This window comes from Neptuniibacter pectenicola (assembly GCF_001597735.1).
Classification (GTDB): Bacteria; Pseudomonadota; Gammaproteobacteria; order Pseudomonadales; family Balneatricaceae; genus Neptuniibacter; species Neptuniibacter pectenicola.
This window is the reverse complement of record NZ_LUTS01000001.1, coordinates 287,054-313,441: the sequence shown is the minus strand read 5'-3', so window position 1 is coordinate 313,441 and position 26,388 is coordinate 287,054. Positions and strand designations below refer to the sequence as shown.

Genomic DNA, 26,388 nt, shown 5'->3' with positions numbered 1-26,388 from the left:
TATATTTGTCTTTGATAGGTTTGCTTGCGCTGTCTATGCAGGGGTGCGCTGCACAATAGTGCGTGTTTGTTCTAGCAGGGTGCGTATTGATGCACAAAATTAAACGGATGGGGTAAGTGGATGCCGATGATAGAACTGTAGGCAAACTGATTAGTTCGGGGAGAAGAAAGGCAGAAGCTGCGCTCCTGCCTCGGCGTTTAGCTAACCCATTTTTGAAAGAGGTCTTGGCGGTAAACTGTACGGCTAATGGTTGCAAAATCGGCAGGGTTGTCTGTGTCTGAGAGTTGCCCGCAGTCTAACATCTGTCCCAGAAGAAACTCGCCCTGCTTCGGGTCGGGAACATTCACGTGCTTGCCCGCGAAATGTTGTTCCATCGCAAGAGGTGGAGTGTAATTGGCGAGCTGTGTGGCTGCTTGATCGAGATAAGGTGGAAGTGCGAGGAGTTGGAATAGTTCCTCCTTATTCGCACTATCTTCAGCCCATTGGCATGCTTCGTATAGGGCGTTAACCAGTGCTTTATGGCTATTCGGGTGGGCGTTGGCCCATTCTTGAGTGACCCCAAGGACTTTCTCCATATGGGCTCCCCATATTTCATGCCCTGTGGTTAGTAAGCCGCCTATTTGTTGAATTAAGGCTAGGCTGTTCCAAGGTTCGCCTACGCAGTAACCATCAATCGCGCCATTAGATAAGCTAGGAATCATGTGTGTGGGAGGCGCAGCGATCAGTTGGACATCCGTTTCGGCATTAATACCCTGTTGTTCTAACCAATAGCGAAGCAGGTAGTGGTGATTTGAATAGGGGTAGACGGTTGCGATAACCGGTTTTACCTTGCTGTTTTTTACCTGCTTTTTAAACTCTGCACCGACACTGCTCGTGTCTTTCCAGTCAGCGATTGATTTAGATAAGAGGGTGTAAAACTCGAGGGACAGGGTGATGGCGGTGCCGTTTTGGCTCAGTGCAAGGGCTGTTAGCATCGGTGTTTTGTTGCCGTTTAAGCCAAGCGTAGATGCCAGTGGCATCGGGGCAAGCATATGTGCGCCATCGTACAGGCCAAAGCTTACTTTATCGCGTATCGAGGCCCAAGATGATTCTTTGCATAAAACGACGTTGAGGCCGTGTTTTTTGAAAAAGCCTTTTTCTCGGGCGACAACTAAAGGTGCGCAATCTAAGAGCGCGACAAAACCGAGCTTCAGGTTGTTTTTTTCAAGTGTCAGTGGTGCTGACATAAATTATCCTCTTCTCTCTACTTGCTCAGGCCGTTCGTTAGTTCCAGAACATCTATAACGCTCTGGGCGACATCGGGTAGCTTTTGACCGCGATCCATGGCGAGCTTACGAAGTGTTTCAAATGCTTGTTTTTCATCGCACCCTTGATGCTTCATTAACATGCCTTTGGCTCTTTCGATCACCTTCCTGTCAGCCAGTTGGGTTTTTGCTTTTTCGAGTTCTGCGCGCAGTGAGCTATGGGCATCGAAATGAGCAATAGCGGTATCCATAATCGCTTTTACCCGGTCGGGCTGTAGCCCGTCCGATATGTAAGCACTGACGCCCGCATTAATGGCATCAGACATCGTTTTACGATCATTTTGCTGCTCAGCGAAAAAAACGATAGGTCTTGGATTGTTTTTGCTCATCGTCGACATACTTTCGAGTGTGTCTCGATTAGGCGAATCCATATCGATAATAACGATGTCTGGATGGGTATCCTCAACACGCTTATTGAGATGGGTAGTATTGGGTAGTTGGCAGACGACATGATGGCCTAGTGAGTGAAGCGCTTCTTTGAGCGCCTGGACTCTTTCCGGTTCGTCATCTATCAGTAAAACATTTAAACGATTCACGTTACGTATTAATCCATATCCGGAGGTGGATACTGATTAAATAAGCAATAAATGTTCCATTGTGGTGCGGATGGCTTATTTAGTTGTTGTTTGGTGGCTCGTCGCTGTGTATAAGCGGGTCAGGTGCAGGGCGTGTAATCACGCGTTGGGTCTTAGCGGTATACCCAATTGGCACAGTGCTTGCTCAATCACGGGTAATCTTTCTTTACAACCATGTACTCATTGTTAGTACATAAAAAATTATAGTAGCGCAACGGAGCGCACTTATCTGGCAATACGCAGATATGTGGCTCCGTGCCATATATACCGTGAACTGGAAAGTGCGTCTGGATTTGTGTGTTACAAAGCAGTGGAGGTTTAGATGCACAAAATGACAACGTGTCCATACTGCGGTGTGGGCTGTGGTGTTGATGCTGATATTCTTGATTCCGGTTCAATTGGCGTTAAAGGCGATAAATCTCACCCCTCCAATTTTGGTCGGTTATGCGTTAAAGGATCAGCGCTTCACGAGGTGTTGGGTGCGGATGGTCGACTGCTGACTCCGCTGATTAATCACCGCCCCGTAAGTTGGGATCATGCACTGGAAGAGGTCTCTTCCCGGTTTCTTCGCACTATATCAGAGCATGGGCCTGATTCTGTCGCGTTCTATTTGTCCGGTCAGTTACTAACAGAAGATTACTATGTGGCTAATAAACTGATGAAGGGGTTTATTGGTAGTGCTAATGTGGATACCAACTCTCGCTTGTGTATGTCGTCTGCGGTTGCGGGTTATAAGCGAGCATTTGGTAGTGACACGGTGCCTTGCTCTTATGAGGACTTAGAGAAAGCAGAGTTGCTTGTTTTAGTGGGCAGTAATGCGGCGTGGAACCATCCCGTTTTATATCAAAGAATGAACGCGGCCAAGAAAAAGAACCCTGCCCTTAACGTTGTCGTGATTGATCCCCGACGAACGGCGACCTGTGATTTAGCGGATCTTCATATTGCCTTAAAACCGAGCACGGATAGTGAGCTTTTTTCCGGCTTATTGCGCTTTTTGGCAGACAGTGACGTCCTAAACGAGACCTATATCGATCAATATACTGAGGGTTTTGAGGGGGCGTTAGAGGCCGCACGGCAGCAGTTTGATTCTATTGCGTCGGTCGCGGAATACTGTGATGTAGATGAGGATAGCTTAAGTACTTTTTATCATTGGTTTTCTGCAACCGATAAGGTTGTGACCTTCTATTCTCAAGGGGTTAATCAGTCGTTTAGTGGCACCGATAACTCCAATGCAATCATTAACTGTCACCTTGCCACGGGACGTATAGGTTTTGAAGGCGCAGGGCCCTTTTCTATTACCGGTCAGCCTAACGCGATGGGTGGGCGCGAAGTCGGCGGGTTGGCGAATCAGCTGGCCGCCCACTTAGATTTTTCTACAGAGGCATCGATCGATCTTGTGTCTCGTTTTTGGAAGGCGCCGAATATCGCGAAGACGGAAGGACTAAAAGCCGTTGAGCTGTTTCAGGCGATAGAAGCCGGTACAGTTAAAGCGGTTTGGATCATGGGGACAAACCCTGCGGTAAGCTTACCTAATACCCACCAGGTCACTGCCGCACTGGAAAAGTGTCCTTTAGTGGTTGTTTCTGATTGCATGGCGAGCACCGAAACACTGAAATATGCCGATGTGTGTTTACCTGCGACCGGGTGGAGTGAAAAAGATGGCACTGTAACCAATGCGGAGCGGCGGATCTCCCGGCAGCGTAGTCTTTTAGCGCCGACAGGTGAGGCGCGGCATGATTGGTGGATTGTCAGCGAAGTGGCAAAACGGATGGGGTTTGCTGAAGCGTTCACTTACCAGCATCCGGCTGAAATTTTTGCTGAACATGCGGCCTTGTCAGGCTTTGAAAATGAGGGGACGCGTGATTTTGATATTAGCTTGTACAAAGATATTGATATTCAAACCTATGATAACTTTAAACCGGTTCAATGGCCGGTAACGGCAGCAGCTCCTTATGGCACGGCCCGTATGTTTTCAGATGGACGCTTTTTTACACCGACAACCCGTGCTCGCTTTGTACCTATTCATACCTCCAGTCCCGTTCAGCAAGTCACAGAGGCGCTGCCTTATCTATTAAATACGGGGCGTATTCGCGATCAGTGGCATACCATGGCTGTGAGCGGACGGGCGCCCCGATTGTTTCAGCATCGAGATGAGCCTTTTGTTGAGCTACATCAGGCTGATGCGATTAAAGAGCATATCTCTGATGGGGAGTTGGTTAAACTGAGCCATCCGCAGGGTGATTATATTGGTCGGGCACGGGTGATGGCATCGGAGCAGCGTAGGGGCGAACTGTTTGTGCCTATGCATTGGAATAGCGAATTTAGTGCCTTAGGTAAGATGGGCGCGTTGCTAGAATCGGTGACGGACCCTATTTCGGGTCAGCCAGAATCAAAACATGGCCGTGTGAGTCTTGCTAAGCTGAATCCGTGCTGGCAGGGGTGGTTGATGTGTCGCTCTGATATTGAGCTGAACCTCCCCGTTGAGTATTGGTCCAAAGTACCTAAAGGTGATCTCTCTTTTTACTATTTGGCGGATACGGTGGAGCTGCCTGATGCGCTAGCATGGTGCAAAACGCATTTAGGTGAGGTGGCGGTTTGGTTAGAGGATAAACATAACCAAAACTTTAGAGCGGCTGGCCTTAAGGGTCATCGGTTAGCATGGACGTTCTTTGTTATGCCCTATGGGGAGATACCATCCACCAGCTGGCTGGAAGCGATGTTTGCGGAAGCTAACCTGTCGATTGAGCAGCGTCGGTTTATATTAAGTATGACCGGTTGTGATGTTGAAGACCCTGGCGCCATGATATGTAGTTGTTACCAGGTGGGAAGTCATGCGATTGAGACGGCGATAGGGCAGGGATGTACATCCGTTGACATGCTGGGCCAGCAGTTAAAGTGTGGCACCAACTGCGGGTCCTGTATTCCTGAATTAAATGAGATGCTGAGCAACGCAGTGAAGTGAATAATGATAACCAGAGAGAGGCCGTTACACTGTGTGTAGAGCTTTTCCAGAGTAGAGATAATTATAGGCATCGTTAGATGCCTTTTTTTTTACTTGCTATCCTATGCGGTAGGCGCACTATCTACATTTCTACTACATTGGCTTGATAGGGTTAGGGAGGCATCGTTGAAAGCTAAAATTGTACGTTATACCTATCTTTTTTGTGGCGGCTTATGCGTGGTGTTGGGCTTTATTGGTGTCATTTTACCTCTGCTGCCAACAACCCCTTTTTTACTGGTCGCCGCATTCTGCTTTTCCCGTAGTTCAGAACGCTTGCACCAATCGCTGTTAAATAATCGCTATTTTGGTAACTATATAAGGGAGTGGGAAAACGGGGGTGTCATCCCATTAAAGATAAAAATAGTCGCGACCACGATGATGTTGCTGATGGTGATATATCCACTGTTTTTTAAAGCGTTCCATATTGGTTTGAAGCTCGCGGTTGTTGTGACAATTATCATCGCGGTGCTGTATATCTGGTCGCGTCCCTCCGCGTTGGAATCCCCAGAATAATTACATCTTTCCCTGCAGATCGGGTCAGAATAACGGGGTATTAATGATTAAGGGCGGAGGGCGTTGTGAGATTATTTAAGGTTTTAAAGTGAAATATTCTCATTAAAAGGTCGATAAAATTTTAATCAAAACAGCTTTGTTCTTATAGCCGCCCCGTTTTACTGACGCTTGCTCTGTTTTTCAAACAGATGATTTTTTCTCCCTAAAAAGCCGCTAAAATTTTAATAAAAACAGGCTTTTAAAACGCTTTATACTCACTATTTTACAGGTACAACCTCTGTAATGATTAATTTAATTAATGTGAGTCAAGATCATGAGCAGCGCCATAAATAGCTCTTTACATAACTTCAAAGTGGTCATGTTAGATGCCGAGTGTCGCTATGCCAACTGGGCAGGTGACATTGCAGCTTCGGACTTTGTGTGGGACTTTGTTCGTTTTGATTCTCGGGAAAGTTTGCTTTTACATTTAGAGGAGCATATATGTGATGCGGTGATTATACCGTGCTCTATGCGTGCTCAAGTCGACATTGAGTTAATGGCTAAAATAGCCAACGTGCAGCCTACGTTAGTGCGCGTTTTTATCGGGGCTGAATATTGGAATGCCGCCCAAAAATCTAACGCGGCTGATGTTGCCCATCGTATTTATCCCAGCTCAGTAAACATTGAGGGGATGGGCGAATCGCTGGAATATCAGATTAAACTACTCAAGTTGCTTAACCGTAACTCCTTGCAAGCGTATGTGGGTGCAGTGGGTTGTCTGCCTTCACCTCCTAGTATCTATCGCCAGCTGACTGCGGCTATTAATTCTGATCGCGCTGACTTAGGCGAGATTAGCGAGATTGTGGAGCAAGACCCTGCTGTGGTTGCCCAAATTATGAAGCAAGTGAACTCCGCTTTCTTTGGATTTGAGCGCACGATTGTTAATGTCAATGAAGCGATCTCAATGCTCGGGGTGCGTAACTTACGTAGCCTTGCATTAAGCAGCCAGTTAAATGATCAGTTTAAAAGCCCCGATGACTGGCAGGCATTTTCATTTGAGAAACTCCATGCACGGTCGTTAATTATTGCTCGGTTAGCGCAAAGTATCTGTCGTCGTGCCGGTGCCAGTAAAGTGATGCAAGACCAAGCCTTTTTAGCCGGTTTGTTGCATGATCTCGGTGTGTTGATCATGGCATCCAATAACCCTGAACAATATAAAAAATTACTGAACTACGCGGTTAAAAAGAAAAAACCTATCTATTTAGTTGAGAAGGCGGCCTTTGGCTTTTTTCATGGTGAAGTTGCCGGTGCGTTACTGGCTCTCTGGAATCTGCCACCTCAGGTTATTGAGGCGGTGATGTTGCATCATGTTCCTCATCTATCTAAAGACAATAGTTTTAGCGTATTAACTGCGGTGCATGTTGCTGATGCCATGATTCCGTCTGTACATGTGGAAGGCGAATGTAACTTAGCCAGCAATCTATCACTGCGTTATTTAGACCAAGTGGGTGTTATGGATGAAGTCCCACAGTGGCGCATTGTCGCCAATGAATACCGTGTTCGCATGGTATCTAACTCATAACAGGGAGGATCTTATACTATCGCTGGTAACTTTAGCCAAGTCTTGCAGGAAGCATACGTTAGGGGTCTGTAACAGGTAAGGCTTGGCGCTCTTTTTTCTCTCTTCTCGCTTTTCATTCGATAAGTGATAACTTTCTAAACGCCTCCCAGCTTATCTTGCTACAATCCCTGCATAAATCGAGATTGATATAAATGTGTGAGGCTGTGTGAGTAAACGTTTGCAACAAGGCAGTGAAAAATCCGCCATTAAAGTATCGCTGCATGCTAGGAATCTTCATCGTTCGCGTTATGATTTTGAGCAGCTCTGCACAGCATGTCCTGAACTTTTACCCCATGTATATCAAACACCGAATGGGCAGGATTCTATTAACTTTTCTGATCCGCACGCGGTTAAGTTACTCAATCAGGCGCTGTTGAAAGTGTTTTATCAGATCGCCTTTTGGGATATTCCTGCGGGTTATTTATGTCCACCGATTCCGGGGCGTGCCGACTATATCCATTACATTGCTGATCTCTTAGCTGAAAGTAACACCGGGAAGGTGCCTGTTGGTGCGAATGTTCGCGGTTTAGACGTGGGGGTAGGGGCGAATTGTATCTACCCTATTATTGGTAGTCAGAGTTACGGTTGGCAGTTTGTTGGTAGTGATATCGATCCTGTCTCTATCGCTGCAGTGAATGAGATTGTTAGGTCAAACAAGGTGATGAAGAACAAATTGCAGTGCCGGCTGCAAACCTCTTCAGAGCAAATATTTCAGGATATTATCATGCCTGAAGAGCGTTTCCATTTTACGATTTGTAACCCGCCTTTTCATGCTTCACTGGCAGAGGCGCGGACGGGTAATCAGCGTAAAGTAAGAAATTTACATCGGGCTAACGGGACAACCAGCGATGGTAAGGAAACACTCAATTTTGGTGGTCAGGGGGCTGAATTATGGTGTAAAGGGGGTGAAATTTCCTTTGTACGCCAAATGATCAAAGAGAGCCGGCAGTATGCAGATAATGTGCTGTGGTTCACTACCTTACTGTCTAAAAAAGATAACCTGCCTGCCGTTTATCAGGTGCTAAAACAGGTTAATGCTAAAAAAGTTAAAACCATCGAGATGGCCCAAGGACAAAAGATTAGTCGTGTTGTTGCGTGGAGCTTCCACACCGCTTCAGATCGAGAACAGTGGTCGTAGGTTATAGATTCCTTTAGCCTTGGACGTTAGGCCTGCGGAGCGGGCGTTAAATAAGCGGAAAACCTCAGGGGTGAAGCGGCGTATACCTGAAGTGTCAGGTAAAATACTGGCGTGAGTACACCTGTTGTTAGATTGTTGATTTCGCGCATGATCTCTGTATTGTAAAAGGTCTTGCTGTCAGTGATTTAACGTATGTCTAAGCTACCTATTAGCTTGATTAGTTGGTCGCTATAGGGTGGTTTATATCAACATGTTTCGTTATTTTGGCTTTGGCTCTAACATGAACCGTACTTCGCTGCGGGCTAAAGGTGTAGAACCTTTAACGGCACAACGAGCGGTTTTACGGGGTTGGCGTCTTAGGTTTAATGTCCAGCATTTCTTCCGCCAGGAAGGGGGTGTTGGCAATATAGAGCGTAGCGATAATCCGAATGATTGCGTTCAGGGGGTACTTTACGAGTGTCCTGACGCTGCACTTGCCCCGTTAGATGCGGTTGAGGCCTATGGTCATGGTTATGACCGTATCAGTGTTAATGTTGATACCCATAAAGGCCCGGTAGCAGCGCTGACCTATATTGGAATGCCTGAGTTTATTGATGACACCTGCCTGCCAAGCCGTCGTTACCTTAATATTGTTGTTGCAGGCGCGCGATCGGCTGGGCTTGATCCTGAGTATGTTACTCAGCTTGCGCAACAGCCTACCCATCAGATCGATCCTTACCCTATTTTTATGCCTCCTGTGGGTAACTATCCTATATTTACTCGGGCGTCTTTAGCACAATACCCTTTATATACGGCTCTTGATGGCGCTGTTTTTGATATGTCAGCGGCGCGCCCACTTCATGAGTACCTGAAACGCTTTTTTGGTGGTAAAGATATGACCTTGTTTCACCTAAAAAGGCTCGATTGTAGTGATAATAGTGAAACGATGGAGGATGTTCGCTTAGGGCGTTTTAGCCAGGCCCAACGGCAATACCTTGATGGTTTTTTGCATGAATATGCCCGAGAGTATTGTTACGTAGGGCGCTTCGATTACAACGAAGATTGAGGAGTATGTAATGGATGATTTTTCTCCCGCACTCGCCCATGGTGCTATAGAGGAGGTGTTTCCTGATCTGTTTTTTGTCAGCGGTGCTATGGAGACCGTGTTGCAAGGGGTGGATTGGACGTTCAGTCGAAATATGACCGTCGTGCGGGACGGTGAACGCCTTATTCTCGTTAATAGTATTCGTTTAGACGATGAAGGCTTAGCTGAGCTGGATCGCCTTGGGAAGGTAACGGATGTGGTTCGTCTTGGCTGTTTACATGGGCGCGATGATCAGTTTTATATTGACCGTTACCATGCAGAATACTGGACTATCCCCGGTATGGAGATAGAAGAGGGTGTGCAAGCAACACGCTGTTTAACGTCCGATAACATCCCTATTTCTGATGCCACGCTCTTTACCTTTAGTACGACCAAAATCCCTGAGGGTATTTTACGTATTGACCGAGCAGGCGGTGTACTGATTGCCTGTGATGCATTACAGAACTGGTTGCAACCAGATCAATATTTCTCTGATGCATCCACTGAGTTGATGCAAACCATGAACTTCTTTACTCCGGCCAATATAGGCCCCGTATGGGCACAAGTTGCCGAGCCGAGCGGTGATGATTTTATGCGTCTATCCTCGTTGTCATTCAAGCATGTTTTATGTGGACATGGTGAGCCTGTACGCGATACCGCGGATAGTGATTATCAGGCGACGTTTCAACGAATGTTCTCCCTTTAGTGTTGAGTCTAAGGAGCATTAGGTGAAGAACGGGCTCAATTTACCGGGTTATAGTTTAGGCTCCGTGCTTTGGCGGGCCGATGGCCGTGTGGTCTATCGTGCCCGTTGTTTGGCCACCGATCAGCCCGTGGCGGTTGAAACGTTAGATACGGAGTATCCTGCACGTCATCAGGTTGCGAGTATTCGTCGAGAGGGCGCGTTAGGTCAGCAGTTAGCCGATGTTGCGGGCGTACGGAAGATCCATGCCGTATTACCCCATGGCAGTGGTAATTTAGCGCTGGTGGGCGAGCTGTTTGATAACACCCTTAAAACCTTATTGGTTCGTGAGGGGGCTTGGGGATTACCTGTAGCCAAAGTGCTGAATATTGCGTTAGGCATTGTACGTGCGTTAGAGGGTATTCATGGGCAAGAGGTTGTCCATAAAGCGTTAATGCCAGGGCACATATTGTTCGACACCGTCACCACCACTGTCTCGATCTCCGGTTTTGGGATCGCGTCTGAACTAGATCAAGAGCGTCAGGCGGTTCAGATGTCACGTCGCCTTGAAGGGCCGCTGCCTTATATATCCCCTGAACAAACCGGTCGCATGAACCGTGATGTGGATTACCGTTCGGATTATTATTCGTTGGGTGTGCTGTTATTTGAATTGCTAACCGGCGAATTACCCTTTCACGCCGATACGCTCTTGGAGTGGGTGTATAGCCATATTAGCCGTTTGCCACCGGCCCCTCACGCTATAAACGTCAACGTGCCAGAGGCGGTATCGGCGATTGTACTAAAACTCTTATCTAAAGAGCCTGAGGCACGCTATCAAAGCGCTGATGGGATTATCTACGACCTAGAGCGGTGTGTTGCACTGTTGGCGGCGGACCAACCGATCGAACCCTTTACCTTAGGCGAGCAGGATGTTGTTCAAACGTTTCTAGTACCGCAACACCTATATGGTCGTGAAGATGAGCTGGCGCAACTGCAGACCCTATTTGAAGACGCTGTGGCTGGGCAGACTGCGCTATGTTTAGTCCATGGCTATTCAGGGGTAGGCAAATCAGCCCTTGTTAATGAGATTGACCGGCCATTGGTACGTGAGCGTGGTTTCCTTGTGCAAGGGAAATTTGAGCAGTTTCAGCAAGGGGAAGCGTATACCGCATTAGCAACGGCCTACCGAGGGCTTGTTCAGCAGGTACTCGCGGAATCGGAAGAGGAATTGGATCGATGGCGGCAAGCCCTGCTTGATGCGTTAGGGCCTAATGCGCGTTTAGTGGTGGATCTAATACCCGAGCTAGACATTATTATAGGTGAACAACCCGCTGTAGCGACACTGCCCCCAGCTGAAGAGCGTAACCGACTACAGATCTTATTAACGGCCTTTCTGCATGTCTTTGCTGGGGAAGGGCATCCAGTGGTGCTGTTTCTGGATGATTTACAGTGGAGTGATGCCCCGACATTAGCCTTGCTTAAACGCTTAGTCACCTCATGCGAGATGAGCCATCTATTATTAATAGGCTCATACCGCAGTAATGAAGTGGGGACTGGCCATCCACTGCGTTTGCTGCTGGATGACCTTAGCGTTCAACAGGCCATTTGTCAGTTGCCTCTTGGACCATTAGATCACGAGGCTGTTGGGCAGTTAGTGGCTGATGCGTTATGTCGCCAGCCGAGCGAAGTCGCTGCCCTGAGCGATATGATTTTTTATAAAACACAAGGTAACCCGTTCTTTATTAATGAGCTGTTACGGCAGTTGTATAAAGAGGGAGGGATCACAGCGGATCAGCAAACAGCTCAATGGCGTTGGGATTTGGATGCGGCACGTTGGGCTAATGTGAGTACCGATGTTGTCGAATTTATGGTGGAGAACCTCCGACAACTACCGCAGACCACCCAAGCGGTTCTTCAATTGGCCGCCTGTATTGGTAGTACGTTTGATCTGGAAACGTTGGCGGTTATTTATGAGCATAGTCTTGATGAAACCGCGACGGCGCTTCTGCCCGCACTTAAACTGCATACGGTACTGCCTTTACACAGCGACTATCGGCTGGTCGGCCGTGGTTTAACGTCGTTGGATTTTAATCCAACCTATCGCTTCCAACATGACCGTATTCAACAAGCGGCTTATGCTCTGATTGATCTCCAGCGCCTACAAAGCGTACACCTATCGGTAGGCCGATTGATGCTACATCATGCGGGAGAGGTTGTACCTGATAAGCGGCTGATCGATATTGTTGAGCACCTTAACGAAGGGCGCTCACTGATAGACGCCTATGCAGAACGTCTTCACCTTGCGGAACTGAATCTACGCGCGGGTGTGCGTGCACGGCATACGTCGGCGTACGATGTTGCGCTTAACTACCTTCAGGTCGCGCTTGATCTACTGCCGCAAGAGCCTTGGCTTAACACGCCAGCATTAATGCAGCCTTTGGCTGCAGAGATACAGCAGTGTACCTATCTCACCGCGCGGCCTGACGAAGCGGAAGCGTGGATAGAGATTTTACTTAAACATGCTAAGACCGACTTAGAAAAAAGTGACATTCTGGCCACGCGGACACGTCAATATGCAACCCTCGGCAAAATGGAGGCGTCGATTCTATCGGCGACCCAAGGTCTTGCGTTACTTGGCGTCCCCTTCACCGATAACCCAACAGATGATGAGGTTGCGGAGGAGCGACGGCGAGTGCAAGTGAACTTAGGCGCCCGTTCGATTGCTGACCTTATTGATGCTCCTTTAATTGAAGATGAAGCGGTGTTGACCGCCATACGTCTGATGATGGAGATTTTTCCGGCGACCTTTCTGTCGGGTTGTGGCAACCTTTTCCCTTATCTCGTATTAAAAGCCGTTAACCTGTCTTTGCGCCACGGAAACTGCCCGGAAACCGCATTTGCCTATGCCGCTTATGGCATGCTTTTGTGTGGAGATCTTGATGAGCCTGAGGAGGGTTATCAATATGGAACAGTGGGGTTAGCCCTAAATGAGAAGTTAGACGACCTGACCTTACGGACACGCGTAATCTATGTGTACGCGATGTTTGTACACCATTGGAGCAATCACTGGTCTACGTTAACGCCGCTGTTCCGTAAGGGGATTGAAGCCGGTTATCAATCGGGCGACCTGCTGTACCTAGCCTACAGTGCGCAAGATTGCGTCATTTGGGATCCTACACTCGACTTAGAAACCGCTCACCGTCTACATGGGGAAAATTTAGCCATTGTGCGGGAGTGTGCTTATCAAGACTCATTAGATTCCGGTACATTATTTTTACAGTTACAGCGCAACTTGCTGGGGCTGACACATACCCCGTTTACCTTAAGTGATGATGACTTTGATGAGCAGCGTTGTTTGGCCGGTATGCGTGAGCGCCAGTTTATGACAGGGATTGCGAACTACCAGATTTACAATGCCGAGATCTGCTTATTGTACGGTGATTATGATCGCGCGCTCAGCTTTGTGCGTGCGCAAGATCTAATGATTAAATCGTCTATGTCATTACCGCAGCTGGTGCGTTTTTATATCGTGTCGTTTTTAACCCTTACCACTCATTTTCCTCAGATGGGGCGGGATGAACAGGCTGAAACGGGTCAACGTTTAACGCGTGATCTAGCTCGTATGACCCGTTTAGCCAATAACTGCGCGGATAACTTTCGTCATCTTCAGTTTTTAATGGAGGCGGAGTTAGAAAAGATCTATGGCTGCCCCGAGAGTACGTTGGAACGCTATGATGTGGCGATTGATGCGGCCAGAGAGAGCGGGTTTCTACATGATCAAGCCACTGCGTTTGAGCGCGCCGCGCGGTTTTTGATCGAACTGGGCCGTAGGCGGTCAGCGGAGGGGTATTTAAGGGCTGCTCACCACATCTATGACCGTTGGGGGGCGCAACGTAAGGTGAGCTTGCTTGAGCAGGAGTTTCCTATTTTACGTCCCCATGCTGCGGACGCTTATCTATCAACAACGCGCCATGTGATGCCTGACCTTGATCTTGCGTCGGTGATGAAAGCCTCTCGCGATATTTCAGGTGAGATTCTCTTAGATCGTCTACTCAAAACGACGATGGATATACTGTTGGAAAATGCCGGCGGACAGTGGGGCTGTTTAATGGTGCGTCGGGAGGGCGAAATGATAGTCGAAGCGGCAACTTTAGCAGAGCCGTTGACGACAAAAGGGTTGCCTAACCATGCGTTACTAACGGGTCCTGATGGAGAGCAGATTCCGCTGCCAGTGACCTTATTGAGCCAAGTGCTACACACCGGTACGGCGATCGTGCTGCATAATGCAGTGGAAGACGGGGCCTTTATGCAAGATCCGTATATGTGCGTATGCCAGCCCTTATCCGTGTTATGTGTGCCTATTCAGCGGGAACGCTTTGAAGGGGTGCTCTATATGGAAAACAATCTTGCCAGTGGTGTTTTTAGTAATGAACGTGTTGAGGTTATTCGTCTGCTGGCTGCTCAAGCATCAGTGGCTATAGAAAATGCGCGACTTTATGAGCAGGTACAAGAGCACTCTAAAACGCTGGAAGAGAAAGTTGCTGAACGTACGGCCCGCTTGGAACACCTTAACCATGAACTGCAAGGGCTGGCCGATCGTGATGGGTTAACCGGCGTTGCAAATCGCCGCCGCGGTGATGCTTATCTTGCTGAGGTCTGGGGGCGTTTACGTCGAGAGGGGCACCCATTAACGATCATTATGCTCGATGTCGATCACTTTAAAGCGTTTAATGATAACTACGGCCATCAAGGCGGGGATGATTGTTTAATCGCGGTAGCAAAAATGGTGCAGTCCCAACTCCTGAGGCCCGCAGACCTGATTGCCCGTTATGGTGGAGAGGAGTTTATGCTCATTCTACCTGACACAGGTTACAGCGGTGCCGAGATTATTGGCGAGAAAGTACGCCGAGCGGTGCAAGATATGGCGATTGAACATGCGTATTCATCGGCGGGCGCTGTCGTGACGGTGAGTGCAGGGGCGGCCACCATGGTGCCAGGCAATGGCGGTGCGGATGAGCTGGTTCGCGAAGCCGATATCGCGCTTTATCGCGCAAAGCGTATGGGGCGAAACCAACTACAGCAAGCGCCTATTATCGTTAAATAGACGTGGCCTAGATCAGCCGAACCTGATCCCTCGCCGCACTCTCTTCCCTTAAACACCCCCACCTCAAATATCCCCGCTGGCCTTTATTCCAATACGCGTTTACAGCGCCTTTTGTAGGGACGGGTCGGTTAAATACAGGCGTAACGGAGTTTAGATAAGCGTTCATTTTTGGTGCGTTATCAGCTGTTGTGACATTGTTTGGGGCGATTATCTGATTTTAGTCAGAAGTATTTTTTAGTTAATAATTTGTTTTTAAATGTTTTTTTCTGTTTGGCATCTGTTTTGCTTTTGTCCTATGCAATATGCACAAGAGCATACTTAGGTGGATGTGTACGCAAGTTAACACCGCTTATGACAATTTGACCCAATAGGTATCTAGGGTTCCGACTACAACGCTGTAGTGTCTGGACCGAGAGTTACCAACCTCACCTGAGGTCACACGGAGGGATAAAAGCCCGGGAGAACAAAACCTATAGGTGATGTCTCTTGTGCTTAATTTTCGTGAAACTATACAGGTGAAGTTATGATGAATACCCTTCGATCTTTCATGCGAACACTACTGATCTGTGCTTCTGCATTTTCCCTTCTGATAACCGCGTCCTCCAACCTTAAAGCCGAAGAGAAAAGCGAATTTAAAGTCGCTTGGACTATCTATGTGGGCTGGATGCCGTGGGATTATGGTGCAGCGACTGGGATTGTCGATAAATGGGCCGATAAATATGGCATTAAAATCGACGTTGTTCAGGTTAATGATTACGTTGAATCCATCAATCAGTTCACGGCCGGTCAATTTGATGCCACGGTTATGACCAATATGGATGCACTTACTATTCCAGCGGCGAGCGGTGTCGATTCTACGGCCCTGATCGTGGGTGACTTTTCAAACGGTAATGATGGGGTTGTGCTTAAAGAGGCTAAAACACTTGCGGAGATTAAAGGCCAGCAAGTTAACCTTGTTGAGTTAAGTGTTTCCCATTACCTGCTTGCGCGTGGACTTGAAAGCGTTGGCATGACTGAGCAGGACGTTAAAGTAGTAAACACGTCTGATGCGGATCTTGTAGCAGCCTTCAGTGCTGACGATGTAACAGCTGTTACGACGTGGAACCCGCTGCTAAGTGAAATTACCGCTCAACCTAATGCTCACAAAGTTTTTGACTCCTCTATGATCCCTGGTGAAATTATTGACCTGATGGTTGTTAATACTGAGACCCTTGAAGCGAACCCTAAACTGGGTAAAGCCTTAGTCGGTGCTTGGTATGAGATCATGGCCACAATCGCTGCAAAGGATGAAAATTCCGTTAAAGCGAAAAGCTTTATGGCTGAAGCCTCAGGTACTGACCTTGCGGGTTATGAAGCGCAGCTTGCGTCTACAAAAATGTTCTACACCGCCGCCTCTGCTGTTGAGTTCACAAACAGCGATAGCCTGACTAAAACAATGCAGAAAGTGAGTGAATTCTCATTTGATCACGGTCTGTTAGGTGAAGGTGCGCCGGATGCGAAGTTTATCGGTATTGAAACGCCTGCAGGTGTTTACGGTAATGCCGCGAATATCAAACTACGTTTTAACCCAACGTACATGAAAATGGCTGCCGACGGCTCTCTGTAATCTCTTAATACACTTATTGCTTAGTCCAACAGAGAACTGGAGCCTACGATGACACGCCTTATAAACCGTCAACCTAGCCGCTACTCGCGGTTGATGCTTGGGTTGCTGCCTTTCATTGTTTTGTTTGTCATATACCTTGTGACATCCGATGCTCGATTGGCTGAAAACCCAAGTGATAAATTACTGCCCTCACTGGGTAGTTTTGCCGATGCCATTGTTCGTATGGGCTTTGAGCCTAGCAAGCGAACCGGCGAGTATCTGTTGTGGCAAGACACGTTTGCCAGTTTGCAACGGTTAGGCATCGCTGTTGGATTAAGCGCAATGATCGGGCTAGTGATTGGTGTCTTTAACGGCATGATCCCTTATGTTCGATCACCTTTATCACCTTTAGTGACGGCATTATCGCTTATCCCACCGATGGCTATTTTGCCGATCCTATTCATCACCTTTGGCTTAGGTGAACTCTCTAAAGTGGTGCTGATTGTGATTGGCATAACGCCAGTGATTATTCGGGATATTCAGTTACGTACCGATGCGTTGCCCTCGGAGCAATTGATTAAAGCGCAAACCTTAGGAGGGAATAGTTGGCAGATCATTCTGCGGGTGGTTTTACCACAAACGATGCCACGCCTTATTGATGCGGTACGGCTGACATTAGGGAGTGCGTGGCTCTTCCTCATTGCTGCTGAAGCGATTGCGGCGACAGAAGGGTTAGGTTATCGGATCTTCTTAGTGCGTCGTTACCTCGCCATGGATGTGATTTTGCCTTATGTCTTTTGGATCACAACACTGGCGTTTGCGATGGACTGGTCTTTAAAACGGATCTCAATCTTAGCCTTCCCGTGGTACCACTCAGCACAAGGAGCTCGAAATGACTAAACATGAGCCCCCTATTATTCAGATCAAAAACCTATGGAAAGAGTACGGCGATAACGTTGTGCTAGAACGGGTCAACCTAAGTGTTCAAGCGGGCGAGTTTGTCAGCATTGTGGGTGCATCCGGCTGCGGTAAAACCACCTTTCTCAACCTATTGCTGGGCATTGAAGAGCCAAGCCAAGGTGAGATTTTACTGGATGGCCAGCCGCTAGACCCCGAACCTAGCGTTGAACGCGGCATTGTTTTTCAGAAGTATTCTGTTTTTCCACACCTCACGGCCGTTGAAAACGTCATGTTGGGGCAGGAGTTTACGCAATCAGCGGTGAGTAGTTGCTTGTTGGGACGCCTGTTTGGAACCGCACGACGTGCTGCTAAAGAGGAGGCGATGGATATTTTGGAAAAAGTGGGGCTCGCAGCCGCCGCCGATAAATACCCAAGTGAACTATCAGGTGGGATGCAGCAGCGTTTAGCGATCGCCCAAGCACTTATTCGTAAGCCAAGAATACTGCTACTTGATGAGCCTTTTGGCGCACTTGATCCCGGTATCCGTAAAGATATGCACCGCTTAACCCGTGAGTTGTGGACGGAACAAAAACTCACGGTTTTCATGATTACCCATGACCTAAGTGAAGGGTTTGAACTGGGTAGCCGTTTATGGGTGTTTGATAAAACACGCCATGATTTACAAGCCCCTGAGCGTTTTGGTGCCAACGTCACCTTTGATATTCCACTCAGTACAGGGCAGGAACACCACGAACATCTGGCTAAATTACAGGCCGCTAAGTCGCATACGGCCTGAGGAGACATTATGAGCAATCCAATTTTTACTGATCTTATCCCTGGGGCCAGCCACTGGTCCTTGGTTGTACCTGCCGGTCACAGCTTAACGCTGACTGATCTGGAAGGTGGGGCCAATGTCAGTATGTTGTTTTACAACCCACAAAACTTATTAGAGCGTTATAACGCACCGGACTCACTGAAGTGCCAACACACCTTTAAATTAACCACAGGTAATTGCCTGTACTCGGATATGGGGCGGATCTTCTGCTCGATTGTGCGTGATGATACCCAGTGGATTGATACCGTGGGCGGTGTGGCTAATAAAAACAAAGTCGCTGCAAAGTGGGGCGCACGTGATTATCAGACAGACCGTAATGCATGGCTGCAAAACGGTTATGACAGCTTGTTGGTTGAAGTGGCTAAATATGGTTTAGGTAAACGTGACTTGGCGGCCAACCTTAACCTTTTCAGTAAGACATTTACCGACGATGAAGGCAATTTAGCCTTCGCTGAAGGGCATAGCAAAGCGGGCGACACAATTGAGCTACGTTTTGAAATGGATACCTTAGTGGTGTTTACAACCTGCCCACACCCGATGAATCCTGCGGTTGAATACCCTAATCGTCCGGTTGAAGTGAGCCTATCTAAAGCGGCGCCTTTAAGCGCAGATGATAGCTGTTTAAACCACCGGCCTGAGAATGCACGCGGGTTTGAAAATAACCAGCGCTATTTAGCGATGCCTAACGTCTGTTCGCACTAAGGAGAGCACCACCATGATTAAAGAAAGTTTATTAGTCGCAGAACAGGCAAGTCAGCGCGAGGTTGTACCTGCCGGTGATTACTACATGAAAGTGGTTAAAGCGGGTCAGGTTTTTCGTATCCTCGATTTAGAGGGCAACCAAGCTGCAGATACATTGTTTTATAACGCCGATGATCCCTCTGAGCGATACAGCGCGATGGATACCATCCGTGAGCAGGGCAATGTGTACCTTAGCGCCGGTAGCAAGTTGTTATCGAACGAAGGCAATCTAATGCTCGAGATTGTTGCCGATACCTGTGGTCGTCACGATACCTTAGGGGGCGCTTGTGCGAGTGAAAGCAATACCGTGCGTTACGCCTTAGAGAAAAAATGTATGCATGCCTGTCGTGATAGCTGGTTACTGGCCGTTGCGGAAAATGAGCAGTTTGGAATGTCCAAACGTGACATTACTCACAACATTAACTTTTTTATGAATGTCCCTGTGACGGCCGATGGCGGCTTGAGTTTTGCGGACGGTATTAGTGGTGCCGGCAAGTATGTTGAGATGAAGGCAGCCATGGATGTGATCGTTCTGATCTCCAACTGTCCACAACTGAATAACCCTTGTAATGCTTACAACCCTACGCCGGTTGAAGTGTTGATCTGGGATTAATTTTACTCTGTTGATACGCAGAGCCTGCCTAGTAAGCAGATCAAAATACCGGGCTGGGGACGACCCCAATTAAGCCCTGAGAGTGTTGCTGGGACGACCCAGACATTCAGGTGAATTCCTATGTTTTCTAAAGTACTGATTGCTAACCGTGGTGCTATTGCTTGTCGCATTATTCGCACACTTCGTAAAATGGGTGTTACCAGCGTTGCCATTTACAGCGAAGCGGATGCAGATAGCTTACATGTGCTTCAAGCGGATGAGTCCTACTCTTTAGGTGAAGGTGCTGCTACGCAGACCTACCTTGATCAAGATAAAATTATTGCCATTGCTAAACAGAGCGGTGCAGAAGCGGTGCACCCTGGCTATGGCTTTTTAAGTGAAAACCCCAATTTTGTTGCGCGCTGTGAACGTGAAGGGATTACCTTTTTAGGCCCAACACCAAAGCAGATGAATAATTTTGGTCTTAAACATTCAGCGCGTGAGTTAGCCGAGCAGGCAGATGTACCGCTTTTGCCAGGTACAGGGCTATTAGCTAGTTTAGCGCAGGCACTCGAAGAGGCTGAGCGTGTAGGTTATCCCGTTATGTTGAAAAGCACAGCGGGCGGTGGCGGTATTGGTATGCAACGTTGTGATACCGCTCAAGAGCTAAATGACGCTTATGATTCAGTACGTCGATTAAGCGAGAATAACTTTAGTAATAGCGGCCTTTTTATTGAAAAATTTATCCAGCATGCCCGCCATATAGAGGTTCAGATTTTTGGTGATGGCGCTGGCAATGTAGTGGCGTTAGGTGAACGAGATTGTTCGGCTCAGCGTCGCAATCAGAAAGTGATTGAGGAAACACCTGCGCCGAACCTACGTGAGGAAACCCGTACTGCGTTACAGGATACCGCCGTACGTTTAGCGGAGCAGGTTAATTACAGGAATGCAGGCACCGTTGAGTTTGTACTGGATCAGACCACTGAATGTTTCTATTTCTTAGAGGTAAATACACGTCTACAGGTTGAGCACGGTGTTACGGAAGAGGTGTTTGGTGTCGACCTTGTAGAATGGATGGTGAAACAAGGCGCGGCTGAACTTGATCTTCTCACTGTAGGTAAAGGACTGACGCCTAAAGGTCATGCGATACAGGTGCGTTTATACGCTGAAGATGCGAATAAAGATTTCCAACCGTGTGCTGGTCTATTAAGCCATGTTGAGTGGCCAGAAATAGATGGGCTACGGGTTGAGCATTGGATTGAAGCGGGCGTTGAAGTCTCCCCGTTCTTTGACCCTATGTTAGCGAAAGTGATCTTTCATGCGCCTACGCGCCAGCAAGCATTAACCGGTTTAATGCAGGCGCTGTCTGAGTCAACAATCTACGGCATTGAGCATAATTTAGGTTATCTGCATCAGCTATTGGGTAGCGAGGTTGTTCAGAGCGGCCAAGTATTAACGCGCTCCCTTAATGACTTTAACTATCAGCCTTTTACGTTTGATGTACTTAATGCAGGCACACAAACAACGATTCAAGATTACCCTGGTCGTGCGGGGTATTGGGATATTGGTGTACCACCGTCTGGCCCAATGGATTCCGTTAGCTTTAGGTTAGCCAATCAGCTGCTTAATAACCCTGTGGATGCCGCTGGACTCGAGATTATTATTAGTGGGCCGACCCTGCGCTTTAACCAAGCGACTCAAGTGGTGATTACGGGGGCTGAACTTACTGCAACCTTAGAAGGTCAGGCGGTACCTATGGGCACCGTGCTAGCCATTAAAGCCGGTCAAACCTTACAGTTGGGTGCGACGAAAGGAGAGGGCGCGCGTGCTTACCTCGCGGTTGCCGGTGGTATTAAATGTCCCGACTATCTGGGCAGTAAATCGACCTTCACCTTAGGGCAGTTTGGTGGCCATGCGGGTAGAGCCTTACGTTCTGGTGATGTACTCCAGCTGGATGCTGGTTTCAACATCTCTGCTGAGGCGGGTGCTCACGTTAAATCGGCACCTGCGTTAACAAACGATTGGCAGATTCGCGTTATCTATGGTCCCCATGGCGCGCCTGATTTCTTCACAGATAACGACATTTCTGAGTTTTTTGCCGCAGACTGGCAGGTACATTTTAATTCGAGCCGCACAGGGGTTCGTCTTATTGGGCCAAAACCAGAATGGGCGAGAACAGATGGCGGAGAAGCGGGTCTTCATCCTTCAAATATTCATGATAATGCGTACGCGGTGGGGACGATCGATTTTACCGGCGACATGCCGGTTATCTTAGGTCCTGATGGCCCAAGTTTAGGTGGCTTTGTTTGTCCTGCGACGATTATAAAAGCGGACTTATGGAAGATGGGCCAGCTAAAAGCGGGTGATAAGGTACGCTTTTTACCTGTATCTATCGCGGATGCCGCAGAGGCGGAGCGGGCGCAGTTGCAGCAGTTATCTTCGCTGGCGATAGAAGAAAGCGCTTTACCTTGCGCTGTTATTGATTCCCCTATTGTGAAAGAGCTGCCGAAAGAGCGCTATGGTGAGCATGTTGTTTACCGTCCAAGTGGCGAAGACTTTCTGCTGGTGGAGTACGGTCCGCAACGGCTGGATATCCGATTACGTTTCCGTGTTCATGCGTTAATGCTAAAGCTCCAAGCGCTGAATATCTCAGGTATTAAAGAGCTCACACCGGGTATCCGCTCCCTGCAAGTTCACTACGATAATTTACAGCTGCCAATGGCTGAGTTAATTGCATTACTCGAGCAGGCTGAGGCAGACCTAGGGGATATCGATAAGCTGACCGTACCTGCGCGTATTGTCTCTTTACCCCTCTCATGGGATGACGAAGCGACTCGATTAGCGATTAAAAAATATGATGAAGTGGTACGTAAAGATGCACCATGGTGTCCGGATAATATTGAGTTTATCCGCCGTATTAATGGCTTAGCGTCGGTCGACGAGGTTAAAAAGATCGTCTTTGATGCAAGCTATTTAGTGATGGGCTTAGGTGACGTGTATTTAGGTGCGCCCGTGGCGACGCCGATGGACCCAAGACATCGTTTAGTGACAACCAAATATAATCCGGCACGGACATGGACACCTGAAAATGCGGTTGGCATTGGGGGTGCTTATATGTGTGTTTACGGTATGGAAGGCCCCGGCGGTTATCAATTTATTGGTCGTACCTTACAGATGTGGAACCGCTACCGTAAGACCGAAGCATTTACACAGCCGTGGTTACTGCGCTTTTTTGATCAGATCCGTTTTTATGAGGTCAGCGCAGAGGAGTTGAAGGAGATTCGACGTGATCATCCTCGGGGTAAATACCCTGTCAAAATAGAGGAAACCACCTTCTCTCTTGCAGAGTACCAAGCACTGCTTGATCAGCATCAGGATGAGATTCTGCAATGTAAAGAGCGCCAACAAACCGCGTTTGAAGAGGAACGCCAACGCTGGGTTGAGAGCGGTCAGGCCAACTTTGAAGCGGACATGATGGTTGAGTCGCAAGGGCTAGACGAAATACTGGCTGAAGGTGAAACCGCAGTGGAAAGCCAAGTTGCGGGTAATATCTGGCAAGTGCTGGTGGAGCCGGGTCAGTCGGTAAAAGCGGGCGAAGTCGTGATGATTTTGGAAGCGATGAAGATGGAGTTAGAGGTGCTTGCCTCAGAAACCGGTGTCATTAGTCAAATCTGTCAGGACGCCGGGGCTCAAGTTCACTCCGGTCAGCGTCTTATGGTTATCAACACCTCAGGAAACAGTTCACAGGAGACAAGTGCCGTATGAATACGCCAATTACTGTAATAGAGTTATTAGCTGCCTATCAATCAGAGCAGTTGTCCCCCGATGGGTTTTTGACGCAAAAGTTAGCTGAAGCACGTGCTGATCAGCGTAACTGTTGGATTGAGTCCATCTCCGATGCACAACTGGATAGCTTTTTAGCCAATTTAAAAGGTAAATCACCCAAAGACCTGCCTCTTTTCGGTGTTCCGTTTGCGATTAAAGATAATATTGATTTAGCGGGTTTACCTACAACGGCAGGCTGTAAAGACTATGCCTATCAACCAGAATCTTCGGCGTATGTAGTACAAGCCCTGATTAATGCCGGAGCGGTGCCCCTAGGAAAAACCAATTTAGACCAGTTTGCTACTGGGCTTGTGGGTACGCGTAGCCCTTGGGGGGCAGTAAAAAACAGTTTTAATGATGCGTATATCTCTGGGGGGTCAAGCTCTGGCAGTGCTGTAACCGTTGCAACGGGTCAGGTCTGTTTCTCCTTAGGTACAGATACTGCCGGTTCTGGACGGGTTCCAGCGGCGTTTAATAATATCTTGGGGATGAAGGCAACCAAAGGGATGGTGAGCTGCACTGGGCTCGTACCGGCATGTAAAAGCCTCGATTGTATTACGCTGTTTGCGCATACCACCGATGATCTTAATCTGTTGCTGGATATTGCGGGTCACTATGATGAGACCGACTGCTATGCACGCCCCAACCCTGAATCTAATCACGCGACAGCCTACCACCCTGAAAACGCGCTCACAGGCCGAAAGGTCGGGGTGCCTGCCCCTGAGCAGCTAGCCTTTTTTGGTAATGACAGCGCTAAAGCACTTTTTAATGCCGCATTAGATAAGCTTAAAGCGCAAGGTGTTGAGCTGGTCGAAATCGATTTTGAGCCGTTTGCGCAAGCGGCCTTACTGCTTTATGAAGGCCCTTGGGTCGCTGAACGATACGCGGCTATAGAGACTTTTTTTGAAGCAGACTCCAGTCGCTGTTTGCCGGTCATCGAGACCATTATTGGCGGCGCTCAAGGTAAAACCGCGGTGGATGCATTTAAGGCGATCTACCAATTACAAGCGTATAAAGTGCAATGTGATGCTATTTTATCGACCGTAGATTCGGTTGTTATTCCTACGGCAGGGACGATCTATACCATTGATGAGGTCAACGCTGATCCCATTAAGTTAAATTCAAACGTTGGTTACTATACCAACTTTATGAACCTATTAGATTATGCCGCCATTGCGTTACCGGCGGGGATTCAAACAACAGGCTTGCCGTTTGGTATTACCCTGTTTGGTCCCGCTTGGTCGGATCGTAAGCTACTCAGCTTTGGTGGGGCATGGCAGCAATCGTTAGGTTTGCCTTTAGGGGCGACGCATGCGCCACTGCCTGCACTTGAGCCTTCCGCTGCAACGCAGGAGGGTTGGGTTGAGCTGGCGGTATGTGGTGCACACCTTGAAGGCTTACCCTTAAACGTTCAACTGCTAGAGCGGGGCGCACGTCTCGTTAAAGCAACGCATACATCCGCTCATTATAAGCTGTACGCATTGGCGGGCGGCCCTCCTTTCCGTCCCGGTCTTATTCGGTCTGAAGGGGCTGGTAGTGCAATTGAGGTTGAAGTGTGGACGTTACCTCAAACGGCGCTTGGAAGCTTTCTTCAAGGGATTCCCCAACCTTTAGGGCTAGGTAAAGTGGAATTAGCAGATGGCGCTTGGGTAACCAGTTTTATCTGTGAAGGTTATGCGGTTGAAACGGCGGAAGAGATAACCCAGTACGGCGGATGGCGACGTTATATGGCTGAAAAATCATAAGTGCTTGATGCCGCAGTTACCTATCAGCGGTGAGCCTATTTTACCGACTAGGTGAGTGATAAACCGAAAAGCTAATGCGCGATGCATTAGCTTTTTTTATGGCTGACTTTCGTTGTTAGCTATTTTATATCAGGGTTGAGGAGGAATCTTTTATGTTCAGTCAGCGCTTGAGGGCAGTGCTTAAAGAGTAACGGCGCTTTTTTATTGAGTAATGGAATGATTGATCAAATATTAATTGAACGATCGTTCTTGTTTGTTTATAGTGGCCTTAGATTAAGACATAGTCCTAGGAGTCATGATAATGGAAACGCACTATACCCCGCCCACAATCTGGACCCACGATGAAGAAAGTGGTGGAACATGGGCGAATGTTAACCGTCCTGTTTCGGGGGCAACCCATGAAAAAGCGTTACCGGTTGGCCAACATGCTTTGCAGTTGTACTCAATGGGCACGCCTAATGGTCAAAAAATAACCATTATGTTAGAAGAGTTATTAGCATTGGGTAAAGCGGCGGAATATGACGCCCATCTGATCAAAATTGGTGAGGGTGAGCAATTTTCCTCAGGTTTTGTCGTGCTTAACCCTAACTCTAAAATTCCTGTGTTAGTTGATCAGTCTAACGGGGATGCGGTACCTATTTTTGAATCGGCTTCAATTCTTGTCTATCTTGCGGAAAAATTTGGGGCTTTTCTACCTGAAAAGGGCGCTCAGCGAATAAACGTCCTTAACTGGCTGTTTTGGTTACAGGGGTCTGCGCCTTATTTAGGCGGTGGTTTTGGCCACTTTTATGCGTATGCACCCGAAAAATTTGAATACCCAATTAATCGTTTTTCGATGGAAGTTAAGCGTCAGCTCGATGTGTTAGATAAACAGTTAGCGCAGCATGAATTTATTGCTGGTGACGAATTAAGTATTGCTGATATAGCTATATGGCCTTGGTATGGCAACCTTGTGTTAGGCAAGCTTTATGATGCAAAAACCTTCCTCCAGACCGAGGATTACATCCACCTTCAGCGTTGGACTCACGCTATGTTAGCCCGTCCTGCTGTACAGCGTGGTCGTATTGTAAATCGCAATTGGGGTGAGGCGTGGGAGCAGCTTGAAAACCGGTATAGCGCTGAAGATATTGACAAGGTTTTAGCGTTAACACCGGCGTAAAACGGGTGGTATCCAGCTAGCCGTTG

17 protein-coding genes and 1 riboswitch are annotated in these 26,388 nt (G+C 48.0%); of the genes, 15 read left to right on the top strand and 2 right to left on the bottom strand.

Going from position 1 to position 26,388, the window contains the following annotated elements:
• Positions 1-197 precede the first annotated feature (197 nt).
• Positions 198-1,226, bottom strand: a complete 1,029-nt coding sequence (locus A3773_RS01380) for a CmpA/NrtA family ABC transporter substrate-binding protein (RefSeq protein WP_067982020.1) — start codon at positions 1,224-1,226, stop codon at positions 198-200.
• A 17-nt stretch (positions 1,227-1,243) separates the two neighbouring features.
• Positions 1,244-1,840: an ANTAR domain-containing response regulator gene (locus A3773_RS01375; protein ID WP_067982016.1), complete on the bottom strand. Its 597-nt coding sequence runs from the start codon at positions 1,838-1,840 to the stop codon at positions 1,244-1,246.
• Between the two features lie 361 nt (positions 1,841-2,201).
• Here A3773_RS01375 and A3773_RS01370 point away from each other — a divergent pair, with 361 nt between their 5' ends.
• The 15 genes from A3773_RS01370 (at position 2,202) to yghU (ending at position 26,362) form a co-directional block, all read left to right on the top strand.
• Positions 2,202-4,841, top strand: a complete 2,640-nt coding sequence (locus A3773_RS01370) for a nitrate reductase (protein ID WP_067982013.1) — start codon at positions 2,202-2,204, stop codon at positions 4,839-4,841.
• Between the two features lie 165 nt (positions 4,842-5,006).
• Complete coding sequence (locus A3773_RS01365; protein ID WP_067982010.1) at positions 5,007-5,393, top strand: YbaN family protein; 387 nt, start codon at positions 5,007-5,009, stop codon at positions 5,391-5,393.
• Positions 5,394-5,706: 313 nt separating this feature from the next.
• The gene (locus A3773_RS01360; protein ID WP_067982007.1) at positions 5,707-6,954 is read left to right on the top strand and encodes an HDOD domain-containing protein; all 1,248 of its coding nucleotides are present in this window, start codon (positions 5,707-5,709) and stop codon (positions 6,952-6,954) included.
• Positions 6,955-7,159: 205 nt separating this feature from the next.
• Positions 7,160-8,131: a 23S rRNA (adenine(1618)-N(6))-methyltransferase RlmF gene (gene rlmF / locus A3773_RS01355; protein WP_197462701.1), complete on the top strand. Its 972-nt coding sequence runs from the start codon at positions 7,160-7,162 to the stop codon at positions 8,129-8,131.
• 250 nt (positions 8,132-8,381) lie between these two features.
• The gene (locus A3773_RS01350; RefSeq protein ID WP_067982003.1) at positions 8,382-9,176 is read left to right on the top strand and encodes a gamma-glutamylcyclotransferase family protein; all 795 of its coding nucleotides are present in this window, start codon (positions 8,382-8,384) and stop codon (positions 9,174-9,176) included.
• Positions 9,177-9,186: 10 nt separating this feature from the next.
• Positions 9,187-9,900 (top strand): hypothetical protein, encoded by a 714-nt coding sequence (locus A3773_RS01345; protein ID WP_067982000.1) that lies wholly within the window; start codon positions 9,187-9,189, stop codon positions 9,898-9,900.
• Positions 9,901-9,922: 22 nt separating this feature from the next.
• Positions 9,923-14,980: a diguanylate cyclase gene (locus tag A3773_RS01340; RefSeq protein WP_067981997.1), complete on the top strand. Its 5,058-nt coding sequence runs from the start codon at positions 9,923-9,925 to the stop codon at positions 14,978-14,980.
• A gap of 364 nt (positions 14,981-15,344) precedes the next feature.
• Positions 15,345-15,444, top strand: a riboswitch (guanidine-I (ykkC/yxkD leader).
• Positions 15,445-15,506: 62 nt separating this feature from the next.
• Positions 15,507-16,586: a putative urea ABC transporter substrate-binding protein gene (locus tag A3773_RS01335; RefSeq protein WP_231902122.1), complete on the top strand. Its 1,080-nt coding sequence runs from the start codon at positions 15,507-15,509 to the stop codon at positions 16,584-16,586.
• Between the two features lie 48 nt (positions 16,587-16,634).
• Positions 16,635-17,465, top strand: a complete 831-nt coding sequence (locus A3773_RS01330) for an ABC transporter permease (protein WP_067981990.1) — start codon at positions 16,635-16,637, stop codon at positions 17,463-17,465.
• On the top strand, positions 17,458-18,261 hold the full coding sequence (locus A3773_RS01325; protein WP_067981988.1) for an ABC transporter ATP-binding protein: 804 nt from the start codon (positions 17,458-17,460) through the stop codon (positions 18,259-18,261). The genes A3773_RS01330 and A3773_RS01325 overlap by 8 nt, the downstream gene beginning before the upstream one ends.
• A 9-nt stretch (positions 18,262-18,270) precedes the next feature.
• A complete protein-coding gene (locus A3773_RS01320; protein ID WP_067981985.1) occupies positions 18,271-19,002 on the top strand; it encodes an urea amidolyase associated protein UAAP1 in 732 nt (243 codons plus the stop codon).
• 13 nt (positions 19,003-19,015) lie between these two features.
• Positions 19,016-19,654, top strand: coding sequence for an urea amidolyase associated protein UAAP2 (locus A3773_RS01315; protein ID WP_067981983.1), 639 nt, complete (start codon positions 19,016-19,018; stop codon positions 19,652-19,654).
• A gap of 120 nt (positions 19,655-19,774) precedes the next feature.
• The gene (uca, locus tag A3773_RS01310) at positions 19,775-23,398 is read left to right on the top strand and encodes an urea carboxylase (protein ID WP_067981981.1); all 3,624 of its coding nucleotides are present in this window, start codon (positions 19,775-19,777) and stop codon (positions 23,396-23,398) included.
• Positions 23,395-25,203, top strand: a complete 1,809-nt coding sequence (gene atzF / locus A3773_RS01305; RefSeq protein ID WP_067981980.1) for an allophanate hydrolase — start codon at positions 23,395-23,397, stop codon at positions 25,201-25,203. The genes uca and atzF overlap by 4 nt, the downstream gene beginning before the upstream one ends.
• A 301-nt stretch (positions 25,204-25,504) precedes the next feature.
• Complete coding sequence (gene yghU / locus A3773_RS01300; protein WP_067981978.1) at positions 25,505-26,362, top strand: glutathione-dependent disulfide-bond oxidoreductase; 858 nt, start codon at positions 25,505-25,507, stop codon at positions 26,360-26,362.
• Positions 26,363-26,388 lie beyond the last annotated feature (26 nt).